Genomic DNA, 13,304 nt, shown 5'->3' on the forward strand with positions numbered 1-13,304 from the left:
AACCGTCAGTGTCCGCAGGCGCCGCCGCTTTGCTCGGCAGGAGCGCAGTGTCCGGTGGCAGAGGAAGGTACGTTGAGCGTGGGGTTCTGATCGAAGAAACCGTGTGGCTTCAGCGTGAAACCGGTGGTGTCAACGGGCATGATGGGCCAGTCTTCGGGGCGGGGGAAGTGGGTCAGGCCGAATGAGTGCCACACCACGAGGTCCTGCCCATCGATGTCCCGGTCCTGGGCCACGTAGCTGGGAAGCCCGGCACCTCCGGGGTGCTGGTTGACGAAGTCGCCTGCCGCGTAGAGCTCGTCCTCGGCGTGCTGCGTGACCCACAGGTGGTGTTTGGCAAAAGCGGCCCGCGAAGCGATGGAGGAATCATCGGCCATGGCCAAGGTGGGATTGCCCTCCGGATAGAGGGTGTAGCCCACGGGGTGGCCCAAGTGGTTCAAGGAGTCCGGGTTGCTGATGTGCCACACCCTCCCCTTGGTGCCATCGGCGTCGCGGACTGACTCCGATTCACGGGCCAACACTGTGCGCTTCTGGGTGAAGGCGTTGCCGTGCGGGTTTCCGGGTCCTTTGGGAAGGCGCACCAGGTCCAGTTCCTCAACCCGGTTCGTGTCGCCGTCGATCATCATGTCCAGCCGGGCGCTGAAGAGGTGCTGGTGGTAAGGGGCACCGAGGCCCGGGGCGATCTCCGAGGCGTAGGCATAGTCCTTGTCCGGGAGCGCTGCCGTGAACACGATGCCCGTGGCCTTGGCCTCGAATTCGATGGTGCCGTCCAAGTAGAGGTACCAGTAGAAGCCGTAATCGTAGTTGCCCACGGTGGTGAAGAAGGAGACAACCAACCTGCGGTTGCGCCGAACCTCGTTGGAGCCGGCCCACTCGTCCGTGTGCTTCCACAGGATTCCCGCGTCTTCCTCGTGGATGCAGATGCCGTTCTCGATCACCCGCGGATTGCCGAAATCATCAGCCACCACAGGGGACATGTACGTAATGTCACCCAAGCAGTCGCAACCCAGCTTGAGCGAGTTGGCGTCCCGGCCCACCAGGTACTCGCCGGAATCGAAGTAGTTCTGCCAGCTCCGATAAGGGGACGGATCGCCGTAGGGGACCACCATTTCGGAGATGGAGGCGCGGTGAACCACTGGCCGACGCCGGCCCTGGTGCGAGTGGTGAAGTTGGTGGAGGACCAATCCTTCGCGGGCGTCGAATCCCACGCGCAGGTCCCAGCCGGCCCAGGAAAGGTGATTGCCTTCCAACGAGAAGCTGGGACCGTCGGGCTGGGTGATTTCTATCGGCTTCAAGTCCGTGCGGAGCTCGCCGTGAATTGTGGGGTCGGTGTAGTTCCCGTTGACTTCCGGTACCGGCACGGGGCCGTCGTCGATCAAGTGGTTCACTCGGCGGTTTTCCACATCCACGAAGGCCACCAACCCGTCAATCGGGTGGGCCCAGGGGTGGTCCGCGGCGTGGTCCTGGCGGAATCCGAGGCCGCGAAGAAGCCGTTTGCCTTCCTCGTTCCCGTACTCGAAGACGCCGGCGGATAGGGGAGCGACACGGACCTGCGCCGGGGTCAGGCCACGGCTGGCCAGTGCTGCGTTCCACTGTGGATCTACAGCCAGGATGTCCTCGATGATCCCGAATTCCTCAAGCAGAACGGGCAACTGGCCATCGATTGCGGGGTTGAGTTCCCGCGTATCAAGGACGAGTCCTGTGGTCAGGGACAGCCTGACATCGAGGGAACGCGACTCTGCCGCGTCCCAAAGCATGGTCCGGACCAGGCGAGGGGCATCTGCGGCATCTCCCTGAAAGGCGGTCTTGGGCGGTTCGATCAGGCCGAGGTAGGCGAAGCGGGTGGTCTCTGCGACGAGGCCGGCCTCTGCCAGGATCCGGCGGGCCTGGTGGATCTCCTGTGCCGAGAGCTGCTCAAGCGGATGCTGCCCCAGCGGAGCCTGCGTCGTTGCGGCCAAAGGGGTGGTCTGAAGGGTCATGGCACTTCCTGAAGTCGATTTTTGATGGTACAACTGTTCAACCAACGCTTTGATGTTACCCACCTCACAGGCCGGCGTAAAGTCCTTGACCCAAACGTCGCCGGCGGCCAGGAGAACCATGAACCAGCAATACCGCCTACCCTGGCGGCGCGGCACAACCGTGCCCCTTCCCGCCGGCCTTGTGGGCGTTGCAGCTGCCGGCAGCGCTGTAGCCCACGTGGTGGCGGCGGCAAGCAGTCCGGCAGGCTTCATGACCTGGTGGATGGCGGCGATGGGTGCTGCGTGCCTGACCTGCGCCGCTCCCATGGCTTGTTCCCCCAATCGGCCGCGGCTCTACGCCCGGCAGGCGGTGCCACGTGCCGCCGGCCATCTCTTGGCGATGAGCGCGGTGATGATCCTCATCCACCTGGTCCTTCTGTTGGGCCCTGGCGGCGGGCACCACGGTTATACCCAGGGCGAATCCGTAGCTGACCACCAAGCGGCCATGCTCACCCTCATTGGCGTTGAACTTCTTTGCCTCTTGGCTGCTTCCGCGGCCCTGCGCATCGCCCGCACTTCACACCACAGCTAAGTCCCCACCACTAAAACCCCCACACCAGGAGTCACCATGAACACCACCTCAACCACACTGTCCTTGGACTGGCACGGCCGTGCCGACGCCCTCGCGATCGATGGCTGGGCTTTCGTCGATGGGCGCCGAACAGCGTCAAGCGCGGAATTTACCCGCCCCACGATCAGCCCGATTGATGGTCGCGTCCTCGCGGAGCTGGCTGCGTGCGGAGCCAATGACGTAGACCGTGCGGTAGCAGCCGCCAGGCGAGCATTTCCTGCGTGGGCCCGATCCGGGGCTGAGAAGCGTAAGGGCCTGTTGCTGGCATTGGCTGCCTTGATGGAGCGGCATGCTGATGAATTGGCGCTTTTGGAGACGCTGGACAGTGGAAAGCCGATCCTGCAGACCACCACTGTTGACGTGCCCGGCGCTATCTCCACCTTGCGCTGGTACGCGGAGGCTGCGGATAAGCAGAACGGCGAACTGCCGGCAGTTCCGCCCGGGGCAACCGCCTTGGTGACCCGCGAACCCCTCGGTGTGGTGGCGGCAATCGTGCCCTGGAACTTCCCGCTGGAAATCGCGGTGTGGAAACTGGCTCCGGCGCTTGCCTCGGGAAACACCGTAGTGCTCAAGCCGGCCGAGCAGACCTCGTTGAGTGTGCTGCGCCTCGCCGAATTGGCCACGGAAGCGGATCTTCCGGATGGCGTGCTGAACATCGTTACTGGAACAGGGCGGGAAGTAGGCGCGGCCTTGGCGCACCACATGGACGTTGATGCGTTGGCCTTCACAGGCTCCACCGCCGTCTCCCGCACCCTTTTGGAAGCCTCCGGTCGCAGTAATCTTAAGCGGCTTAGCCTCGAGGCGGGTGGCAAGAGTTCCAACATCGTCTTTGCCGATACGGCAGACCTGCCGCAAGCAGCAGCCAAGGCAGCCTTCGGCGCCTTCTACAACCAAGGCCAGGTCTGCTCTGCGAACTCACGGATCCTGGTGCAACGGGATATCCATGACGAGTTCGCGGCCCTCCTTGCAGAGGCGGCGGCCAGCTATCGGCCGGCAGACCCATTGGCGGGTTTGGAGGGAAACGGTGCCCTTATCAGCAGCGCCCACGCGAACGACGTCGAGGGCTGGATTCGGCGCGGCCGCACCGAAGGTGAGGTGCTTTTCGGCGGTGAGCGGCGCGAAATCCTGGGTTCAGATGCTTACTTGGAACCCACTTTGTTGGGCGGTCTGGGTGCAGATCACGACGTCCACCGCGACGAAATTTTTGGACCCGTGGCTGTGCTGCATGCCTTCGACACGGAGGAGGAAGCGGTGCGTTTAGCCAATGCCACAGACTATGGGCTGGCTGCCTCTGTGTGGACGTCGAACTTGTCCCGCGGACATCGTGTGGCAGGGGAGCTCCTTGCTGGAACAGTCTCCGTCAACACCGTGGACGCGCTGGGAAACACCACACCCTTTGGCGGCTTCAAGCAGTCCGGGTTCGGGCGGGACCTCTCCCTGCACGCCTTCGACAACTACACCGCGACAAAGACCACGTGGATCCAGTTCGGTTGAGCCACCTCATCTGAAAAACCGCTGATATGCATCACCATTCAATGGTTTACGTGATGCAGTTCACAAGCTTACGCTGGGGCTCACAAAGGACCGGACACGGCGCGTCAAAGAAGACGAGCGCCCGTCCACCCCTCCCATCGCACCCGTCGCTATGACACCCTCCCTTCCCACCCTTCTTGCTCAGTAGCAAACTTAAGCAGTAGCAAAGGATCGATCATGGATCAGCCAGTAGCCTCAACGCGGCTCGCGCAAGAGCAAAGCAAGCATCTACAAAAATCCCTGGGCCGCTTCGACATCCTGTTGTTGGTGGTCGCCGCGGTCATCTCAGTGGAGGTCCTGGGCCAGGTCTCCGGCTTCGGTGGGGAAACCTTCACCTGGACACTCATTCTGGCCGTGACGTTCATGGTCCCCTATGGACTGATCTTCGCCGAGACGGGCGGGGCCTTCACCGAAGAGGGCGGCGTCTACGTGTGGACGAAGATGGCATTTGGGCGCGCGGTTGCAGCCATCACGTCCCTTTTCACCTGGGTGACGCAGCCCGTCTGGGTGGGTGGCGCCATGGCATTCGTCGCAGTGGAAACCTGGTCCGAGTACGTGGGGCACGTGGACGCCGGTAGCCCGGCCGATTACATCTTCAAGCTGCTCTTCATCTGGATCACGGTGACCTCAGCGATTATCAGCTTGAAGCACGGCAAATGGTTGCCCTCACTGGGCGCCATCCTCAAGGTCGCGTTCCTGACCTTTTTCATTATTGTCACCATGGTTTACGGGCTGCAGCACGGTTTCAACGGTTTGGACCTGGGCTTCTTCTCGCCAACTCTTGCCGGCTTCCTGGGCGTCACGCCACTTCTGCTGTTCTCGTTCCTTGGATTCGAGTCAGGGAACAGTGCTGCCGGGGAAATGAAGAACCCGGCCAAGGATGTTCCCATCTCGGTTGCCCGGTCCTCCATGATTGCCGCCGCAAGCTACTTGCTCCCGATCCTTGCCATCCTGCTGGTGGTACCGCTGGACCAGATCACCGGTATTGGTGGCCTGTTCGGAGCAATAGCCACGGTCTACACAGTCTTCGGTCCTGCCGCTGAAATCATGCTGTCTATTTCGGCCGTAGTTTTCTGCTTCATCCTGGTCTCCCAGGGTGCCGCTTGGATGATCATCAGCGACCGCATGCAGGCCATGGCCGCGGCAGACGGCTCCTTCTTCGGAGGCTTCTTTGGACGCTTCCATCCGAAGCTGGGCACGCCTATCCGCGTCAATACGCTCTCAGGTGTGGTGGCGACGCTGTTCATGCTGGCGGCCATGCAGCTCAGCGGCACCAGCAGTGCCCTGTTTGGAGTGGTCCTCTCCATCGCGATCTCGACGTTCCTGCTGAGCTACCTGTTTGCCATCCCTGCGGCTGTGAAGCTCCGGAGCAAGTATCCCCTCGTCGATCGACCCTTCAAGGTTCCTGTCTCCGACACGGGTTTCCGCATCCTCGGCTACATCTGCTTCGCATGGATCCTGATCGGGTCCTGGGTTGCAATCTTTCCGGGAACGCTGGATGTGCTCTTCGGACTGCCGTACGACTTTGAGGCCACGTGGGGCGTCCCGCAGTTCACCTTCGAAGCCTTCGCCCTCGGCACGCTTGGGTGCATCCTGGCGCTGGGACTCGTGGGCTATGCCCGCGGCAAGAAGGTGCGTGACGCGGTAGCGCCAGTCAGCGAGACCGTAGAGCTGGTCAACGACTAGCTACAGGATCGCCGGAAACGTACGAGATCGCCGGAAAGGCCCAGCGATCTGGAGCCTTTCCGGCGATCTCGGCGCACGGACAGCGTTCGTCAGCGCGTTTCGAGGTCCTCGAGCGTTTTGCCCTTGGTATCCGAGGACAAAAGGGTTGCTACAGCTGAAACCAGGCAGATGCCGAGCGTGGTCAGGCCGATGACCATGGGGATGTTCGCTGATCCCGGGGGAGCGATCGCCGTGAACAGGCTCGGGAAGAAGGAAGCGATCATGAGCCCGATATTTTGCGAAACTGCGAAGCCGGTCACCCTCATCCGCATGGGGAACTGCTCCTGGAAGAACGTGGCGAAGGTGGCGTTCCACATCTGGAAGAGGATGCCTTGGACGATCACGACACAAACGAAGACCAAGGGCAGGCTGCGCTGTTCGATCGCCCAAAGGTAGCCGATGGTCAGCAAACCGCCGGCAATGCCACCGGCCACCATCAGTGTTCGCCGGCCAATCTTGTCTGACAGGGCGCCGAACAGCGGGATGGTCAGCACGGCGGCGACGTTGGCTGCCAGGGTCACCCAGAGGAACTCGCTGCTGGAGAAGCCGATGCCATAGCCCTTTTGGGTGGCGAAGGAGACGCCGAAGATGAGGGTGGCCATGCCGATGACGTTGGTGAACGTCATGATGATGCACCGCAGCAAAACCCAGGGGTGGGTGCGCAGGAGGTCCATCAGAGGGAAGCGGCGTTTAGCGCTGGCGTCCTCGGACTGGGCCAGGTAGGCGGGGGGCTCCTCCACGCGGCGACGGATAACGTACCCGGCCACGATCACCACGGCGCTGAGCAGGAACGGCAAGCGCCAGCCCCATGAGTGGAACTGCTCTTCAGGGAGGAGGGCGGCGAGGGGAATCAGTACCGCGGTAGCAAGGATGGAACCCACCTGCGTGCCCTGCAGGCTGAAGCTCGCGAAGAATCCGCGCTTCGCGTCGGGGGAGTGCTCGACGATCATGGCACTGGCGCCACCGAGTTCACCTGCGACGGCGAATCCCTGGATCAGCCTCAGAATCACCAGGAGGACGGGAGCCAGAAGACCCACCTGACCATACGTGGGCAGGAGACCGACGGCAAAGGTAGCGAAGCCCATGAGCAGCATCGCGAAAACCAGCACCTTCTTGCGCCCGTGCCGGTCACCGTAGGCTCCCAGGATCACGGCGCCGAGCGGGCGGGAAACGTAGCCCACGGCGTAGGTGGCCAGCGAGGCGATGATGCCCACGGTGGCATTTTCGGTGGGGAAGAAGATGGTGGGAAACAGAAGTGTTGCCGCCAATGAGTACAGAGCGAAGTCGTAGTACTCCAGCGCGCTTCCGATCCAGCCGCTCATCGCGGCTTTCTTCGGATCCTTCTGGCCGGTGGTTGGTTCGGGGCCGGTGGCGTGTTCGGGGGAGGTGCTGAGATCCCTCCGGTGCGTGACGGTCACGTCGCTGTACTCCTCTGGCGTCGTTGGCAAGGAACAAGAACTCTTCCCATCCAGGACTGAACAAAGTGGTCATTCAGCGTGAGGAAGGTTACATCTTGAATCGATTCATTAATCATAAGACGTGACGTGCGCTACGTCAACGCACGACGGCGGCAGGCCACCTTTGGTTCCAGTGGAACCAAGGCGACCTGCCGCCGTCGTCTATTTACTACTTAGCGAGGAAGCGCAGCAGGACCTCATTGATTTCGGCCCCGTGCGTCCAGAGCATGCCGTGCGGTGCGTCTTCGATCTCGACGTATTCGGCGGACGGCAGGCGCTTGGTGAACTCGCGGCCCGTGGAGTCGATGGGAAGGATGCGGTCGTCGGTGCCGTGGACGATCAGTGACGGGACGGTGACCTTCTCGATGTCGGAGCGGAAGTCCGTGAGCCATGAATCCACAACTGCGAACGATGCGTACCAGGACGAGCCTGCTGCGACGTTCCACGAATTCCGCAGCGCTTCTTCGCTGAGGCGGTTGCCCAGGAAGTTATCGGTGTTGAAGAAGTCATTGTAGAAGTTGGTGAACCAGGCGTAACGGTCTTCGATAGCGGCGTTGCGGATGCCGTCGAAGACTGACGAGGGAACGCCTGTCGGGTTGTCGTCCGTCTGGAGGAGGAAGGGTTCGAGGGATGCCAGGAACGCGGCCTTGGCGATACGGGCTTCTCCGTAGGTGCCGATGTATCGTCCAACTTCGCCGGTGCCCATCGAGAAGCCGACCAGCACGACGTCTTGCAGGTCCAGGGTTTCTAGCACGGTGTTCAGGTCTGCTGCAAAGGTGTCGTAGTCGTATCCGGTGGTCGGCTTGCTGGACTTGCCGAAGCCGCGGCGATCGTAGGTGATGACTCTGAATCCGGCGTTGAGGAGGGCGGCCGTCTGCTTTTCCCATGAGCCGCCGTCCAGTGGGTAGCCGTGGATCAGGACTACGGGCTGACCTGCTCCGTGGTCTTCGTAGTAGAGCTCAATGTCCGTGGTGTTTTCGGTGCCGACCTTGATGAAACCCATGATGTTGTCCCTTTTCTGCGAGCGGAGAACGTGCGTTCTCTTCCTGTGTTCTCCATCGTAGAGAACGTTCGTTCTCAATGCAAGTACAATGGGTGCATGGATATTTCCGAAGTTCGCGAACGCATCGTTGCCACTGCCGACGAGCTCTATAACGCGAAGGGAATCCAAGCCGTTGGCATGGACGAACTTAGGACGGCGGCAGGGGTTTCGCTGAAGAAGCTTTATGCGGAATTCCCCTCAAAGAGCAGCATCGTCATGGCCGTGCTTGAGCACAGGCATAAGTCCTGGACCGAAGGGCTCGACGCCACGGTGCAGCAGGCCGGGGTGCCCCGGGAACGCCTCCTCGCCATCTTCGACTACCTCGCCGGATGGTTTTGTCAGGATTCGTTTCGCGGATGCGGTTTCATCAACAGCTTCGCCGAGCTCGGAGCCATCAGCCCGGACGTCGCCGATTATGCGCGGAAGCATAAGGAATCGTTCCAGGAATACGTTGCCCGTATGGCCGGCGAGGCCGGCGCGCCAAGCTACCTGGCGCCGCAACTCGCCATCCTTGCCGAAGGTGCCCAGACCACTGCGGCCATCGCAGGAACATCCGATGCCGCCGGCCAGGCGCGTCAAGCAGCGGCAGTGCTGATCGACGCAGCCCTCACAGCCGACTAGGCTTCTGACACGCGTCCAGCGCGGCAGGAAGAAGACTATTCGTGTTTGAAGTCCCCAGCATCTTGTTCCTTTCGGCAGGCTTCGCGGTGTTGGCCGCGGCAGTTCTGCCGAAATTGTTGCGCCACATGCCGCTCTCCATGCCAATGGTCTTTCTGGGCAGCGGAATTCTGGCGTTCACCCTGCTTCCTGACTTACCGGACCCGGACCCTGTCCAGTATGGGGATTTCACGACGCACCTGACCGAAGTGTGCGTCATCATCTCCCTCATGGGTGCCGGACTGGCTTTGGACAGACCGTTCCGTTGGCGCGGATGGACTACCACCTGGCGGCTCCTCGGGATCGTCATGCCCTTGTGCATCCTGGTGATGACGCTCCTTGGCCTGTGGGTGTTGGGCTTGGGTCTGGCTGCCGCCATCCTCGTAGCTGCAGCGATCGCCCCCACTGACCCTGTGCTGGCCTCAGAGGTTCAGGTGGGAAAACCTGCAGACACTGAAGATGACCCGGACGAAGACGAGGTCCGCTTCGCTTTGACCTCCGAGGCGGGTTTGAACGACGGACTCGCCTTCCCCTTTGTGTATTTGGCCATCCTCATCAGCTTGGTAGGGGCGTCCCCGGAGGCCTGGCTGGGGGAGTGGCTTGCGTTGGATGTTCTCTGGCGCATTGGTGTGGGGGTGCTGCTCGGTTTCGGAACCGGCAAGCTTCTGAGCCTGATCTTCTTCGCCGCCAAGGGTAAGAGCTTCCGCCTGTCAGAACACTCTGAGGGCTTCGTGGCGCTCGCAGCTACTTTCCTGGCCTACGGCGTTGCAGAGATGGTGGAGGGCTACGGGTTCATCGCAGTTTTCATCTGCGCCCTGACAATTCGATCCGCTGAGCACAACCACTCCTACCACCAGGTGCTGCACAGCTATGTAGAGCAGCTCGAGCGCCTCATGACGGTGGTGATCCTGGTGCTCCTTGGCGGCGCCATAGCTCGCGGACTTCTGGAAGGAATCGGTTGGCTGGAGCTGTTGGTAGCCTTCACGTTCCTCTTGCTGGTCCGCCCTCTGGCTGGATGGCTCGGGCTGATGGGTGGCAAGACCGGCCCGCGCGAACGCCTGGCCATTTCCTACTTCGGCATCCGCGGGATCGGGTCCCTTTATTACGTGGCATACGCGCTGAGCCATGGCAACTTCGACGCCGAGGCGCACGAGCTTTGGGCCCTGATCGGCTTGGTGGTTGCGCTATCCATCGTGGTGCATGGGGCCACCACTGCGCCCCTCATGAACCGGCTGGATCGGCTCCGGGCCGCTGAAGCCCGCAAGCAACATGGCGACGAAGGCAGGGCGCCGACTACTGCCGTTTAGAAATGAAACTCGTCCACCGAGTGCGGCCATGGAAGACTGGACGCATGTCTCCCCGTCCCATAAAACCGCGCCCCCAGTCCGACGCCGTCGACAATGAAGGCCCCACGCCGCTGAGTAAAGGACGCCGTCACCTCGCTATGAGGCTCGACGACGCGTGGCTTGGTTTTCAGACGCGTCTCGCGATCCGGCGTGGCCGGGTGGAGACGGTCATCCCTTACACCGGGTACGGCAGTACTTCCTGGGTTCGGGTCCTCGCCCGGATCGTCCGAAGTGACCCACGGGACGCCGCGGGTCACACAAATCCGTTGCAGGAAAGCATGCGCGGCTGGCGCAATTTCACCAGCGCGCCCGTGGCCCACGCCCAGGTGAACGTGACCATCGCCGGCACCGTTTTTGACGTGAGGGCTGACCGCGGCGGTGTTGTGGATGCTCGTATTCCCGTAGCCCTCGACGCCGGTTGGCACACCATTACACTGCAATCCGGGGAGTCAGAAATCGTGGAGGCTCCCGTGGAGATCGTCGCGGACGACGCCGATTTCGGCGTCGTGTCTGACATTGACGACACCGTAATGGTCACTGCGCTGCCGCGTCCGTTCCTGGCAGCTTGGAACACCTTCGTCCTCAACGAGCACGCGAGGACTCCCACGCCGGGCATGGCTGTGCTGTATGAACGGATCGCCAGGACGGCACCTTCCGCACCTGTGCTGTATCTGTCCACCGGAGCATGGAACGTTGCCCCAACCCTGTCCAGGTTCCTGTCCCGCAACTTGTACCCCGCCGGTCCCAAGCTCCTCACGGACTGGGGCCCGACTCCTGACCGCTGGTTCCGCAGCGGCCAGGAGCACAAGAAGACCTCATTGGAACGCCTCGCGGAGGAGTTCCCCAACATCAAGTGGCTGCTGGTGGGCGACGACGGACAACATGATGAGTCCATTTACTCCGAGTTCGCCCAACGTCATCCCGCCAACGTCAGGGCCATCGCGATCCGTCAGCTCTCCGCGGGTGAGGCGGTGCTCGCCGGTGGACGGTCAAAGTCCGGCGGCCAGCCCACTCCTGGAATCCCTTGGATCTATGCCCCGGATGGAGCGGGAATGTCGGCCCAACTCGAAGAACTGGGCGTCATCCGGAATGAGGTTCGGTCCGCCGACGATCCCGAAGAAGGCGAAGTACACACGGCATCGGAGTGATGACTAAGCGACGTCGATGAACACCGGGTTGGCGTAGAACCAGGTATCCGCCCACGGGTCAGCGTCCCCGAGGTTGTCTCCGTGGCGGATGGGTCCGGCGGGGTCCACGGCAGCGCCGTAGTAGCCGGCGCCGTGGCGGTTTCCGTCGCTGCCGCGGAGGCGGAAGTAGCAGGATTTCTGTACGTCCTTGATGACGTGCTTGACGGTGAACGTTCCGGTACGCCCGGAAACATCGATCTGCTTCCATACCGCTGTGCCAGGGGCCCTCAGAGTGTCGCGATCTGCCGCGGCACCGGTCACAGCGCCACCGATGACGTCAACGTGGGCGAGCTCCGGGAGGATCCCCGCAAAGTTGCGGTAGTCCGTCGTCGTCATGGTGATAGAAATTTCGACGTCGGCACCTCGCCTTACCTGGAGGCGGGAACCGAGGGTGACGCCGTTGCGCCCGTTACTGTTGCCTGCGCCGCGCACCTCGCGGACCCGCACGTCGAGTCCCTGGAGGAGGTGTCCGTGGTCCACCCACATGCGGCCGTTGCGCATTGCTTCCAGGACGCCGGTGTAGGAGCGTTTGGTGACACCGGTGTGAAGGCGGCTGAACTGTCCCGGCCAGTAGTCGCTGCCACCCTGCTTTTCGCCGGTATCAAAGGGATCGGGACGCTTGCCCGTGACGGACCAGCGATCGAATTCGCTGGGCAGGCTGAGGTAGGGCTCCTCTGCCGGGTACGGTCCGGTTTTCCAGGTGTCCTTCACTGTGAGGTGGTTGTCGGAGTTGGACGTGATCCAGAAGGGCAAGCCTTCAGCGAGCATAGAGTCCCAGACGCCCCCCACCGTTGCGGTTGCCCAGTCGAAGCCGCCGTAGGGCCGGAAAGCGTCGGCCGGGTAGCCGGGAAAACTGTACTGGGTGGGGTTGTTGGTGTATTCGCCGCGCTGGTCGCCGGCCCTGGAGAACTGGCTGACGCCGGAGCCTTGCGCACCCGGGGCACCTTCCATGCCGATCATCACTTCGCGGGCTGCATCGCGCCAAGCCCGGAGTTCGTGCGGGGAATCGATGCCCAGCCGCATGGGATGGTTGGCCAGCGCTACGACGTCGTCGATGTAGCCGGAGCGCCGTTGGTTGGCCAACCAAGCAATGGCTTCAACTGCTTTTCGCTCGAACGTCTCCACTTGGGCCGTTCCAGGGGTTGGCTTCTCCCATTGGTTCAGCTTTCCGTCCCACACCAGTTCGAAGGTCCGCAGGAGGTTCACTTCATTGGGACCGGGCGCGACGAGCACTGACGCGTGCTCAGCTCCCGGGATGTACCATTCGAGTCCCTGGAAGATCAGTAGGTCGGGCCTCGCTGCACGCTGCGCCTGGATTTCCTTGTTGGCGTTGACTGCCCCGCCGTTGTTGGCGTGGCCAAAGTTGCTGTGCTCAGTCAGTGCCAGCCAGTCCACGCCGTAGGACTGTGCGGTATCGAGCTGCTGCTTGATCATGTACTTCGCGTCGTGGCTGTACTGGGTGTGGACGTGGTGGTCTCCGACAAGCCACTTCAGTTGGGGGTCGTTGCCGCCCGGGTTTGCCGTCGCCGGCCGTGCCATGGCGGCCGTTGCTGCGCTGCCCGCGGCCAGGATGCCTGCCGACTGCAGGATGTGCCGGCGGCTCAGTCCCATGGTTCTCAGCTCAGCGTCGGCAAGCTCCACACTTCGGCTGTGGGTAGTCGTGTTTTCGTCTGCGGTGCACATAGCGGTTCCCTCTGTAGTTTTTTGTGATCCCCCCAGCGGGATCACAGTAGGGAAGCGGGATGGCGTGGAGGTTAACCCGGCGGGAACG

At 62.2% G+C, this 13,304-nt stretch carries 10 protein-coding genes; 6 read left to right on the forward strand and 4 right to left on the reverse strand.

What is annotated here, in order from left to right; translation table 11 throughout:
* Nucleotides 1–5: 5 nt before the first annotated feature.
* A complete protein-coding gene (locus tag AC6CH8_RS15000; RefSeq protein ID WP_498191341.1) occupies nt 6–1,976 on the reverse strand; it encodes a primary-amine oxidase in 1,971 nt (656 codons plus the stop codon).
* A 118-nt stretch (nt 1,977–2,094) separates the two neighbouring features.
* Between AC6CH8_RS15000 and AC6CH8_RS15005 the strand changes: the two genes are divergently transcribed.
* The 3 genes from AC6CH8_RS15005 to AC6CH8_RS15015 all read left to right on the forward strand — a co-directional run bounded on the left by AC6CH8_RS15005 (nt 2,095) and on the right by AC6CH8_RS15015 (nt 5,805).
* Nucleotides 2,095–2,547 (forward strand): hypothetical protein, encoded by a 453-nt coding sequence (locus AC6CH8_RS15005; protein ID WP_498191342.1) that lies wholly within the window; start codon nt 2,095–2,097, stop codon nt 2,545–2,547.
* A gap of 36 nt (nt 2,548–2,583) precedes the next feature.
* Nucleotides 2,584–4,080 carry an aldehyde dehydrogenase family protein gene (locus AC6CH8_RS15010; RefSeq protein WP_498191343.1) on the forward strand — a complete coding sequence of 499 codons (1,497 nt, stop codon included), beginning with the start codon at nt 2,584–2,586 and terminating at the stop codon, nt 4,078–4,080.
* Between the two features lie 216 nt (nt 4,081–4,296).
* Complete coding sequence (locus AC6CH8_RS15015) at nt 4,297–5,805, forward strand: APC family permease (protein WP_498191344.1); 1,509 nt, start codon at nt 4,297–4,299, stop codon at nt 5,803–5,805.
* An 89-nt stretch (nt 5,806–5,894) separates the two neighbouring features.
* On the opposite strand, the gene AC6CH8_RS15020 is transcribed toward AC6CH8_RS15015, so the two are convergent.
* Nucleotides 5,895–7,262, reverse strand: a complete 1,368-nt coding sequence (locus AC6CH8_RS15020) for an MFS transporter (RefSeq protein ID WP_498191345.1) — start codon at nt 7,260–7,262, stop codon at nt 5,895–5,897.
* A 208-nt stretch (nt 7,263–7,470) separates the two neighbouring features.
* Nucleotides 7,471–8,304, reverse strand: a complete 834-nt coding sequence (locus AC6CH8_RS15025; protein WP_420180020.1) for an alpha/beta fold hydrolase — start codon at nt 8,302–8,304, stop codon at nt 7,471–7,473.
* Nucleotides 8,305–8,400: 96 nt separating this feature from the next.
* Here AC6CH8_RS15025 and AC6CH8_RS15030 point away from each other — a divergent pair, with 96 nt between their 5' ends.
* Genes AC6CH8_RS15030 through AC6CH8_RS15040 form a run of 3 tightly spaced genes read left to right on the forward strand, consistent with a single transcriptional unit; the run spans nt 8,401 to nt 11,494 of the window.
* Entirely contained in the window at nt 8,401–8,964 is a 564-nt protein-coding gene (locus AC6CH8_RS15030; protein ID WP_498191346.1) for a TetR/AcrR family transcriptional regulator, read from the forward strand.
* 41 nt (nt 8,965–9,005) lie between these two features.
* Nucleotides 9,006–10,307, forward strand: a complete 1,302-nt coding sequence (locus AC6CH8_RS15035) for a cation:proton antiporter (protein ID WP_420180022.1) — start codon at nt 9,006–9,008, stop codon at nt 10,305–10,307.
* Nucleotides 10,308–10,351: 44 nt separating this feature from the next.
* The gene (locus tag AC6CH8_RS15040; RefSeq protein WP_498191347.1) at nt 10,352–11,494 is read left to right on the forward strand and encodes an App1 family protein phosphatidate phosphatase; all 1,143 of its coding nucleotides are present in this window, start codon (nt 10,352–10,354) and stop codon (nt 11,492–11,494) included.
* Nucleotides 11,495–11,497: 3 nt separating this feature from the next.
* Here the strand turns inward: AC6CH8_RS15040 and AC6CH8_RS15045 are convergent, their stop codons facing one another.
* Nucleotides 11,498–13,216 (reverse strand): PHP domain-containing protein, encoded by a 1,719-nt coding sequence (locus AC6CH8_RS15045; protein WP_498191348.1) that lies wholly within the window; start codon nt 13,214–13,216, stop codon nt 11,498–11,500.
* Nucleotides 13,217–13,304: the final 88 nt, after the last annotated feature.

It is taken from the genome of Paenarthrobacter sp. GQ52 (genome assembly GCF_059759005.1).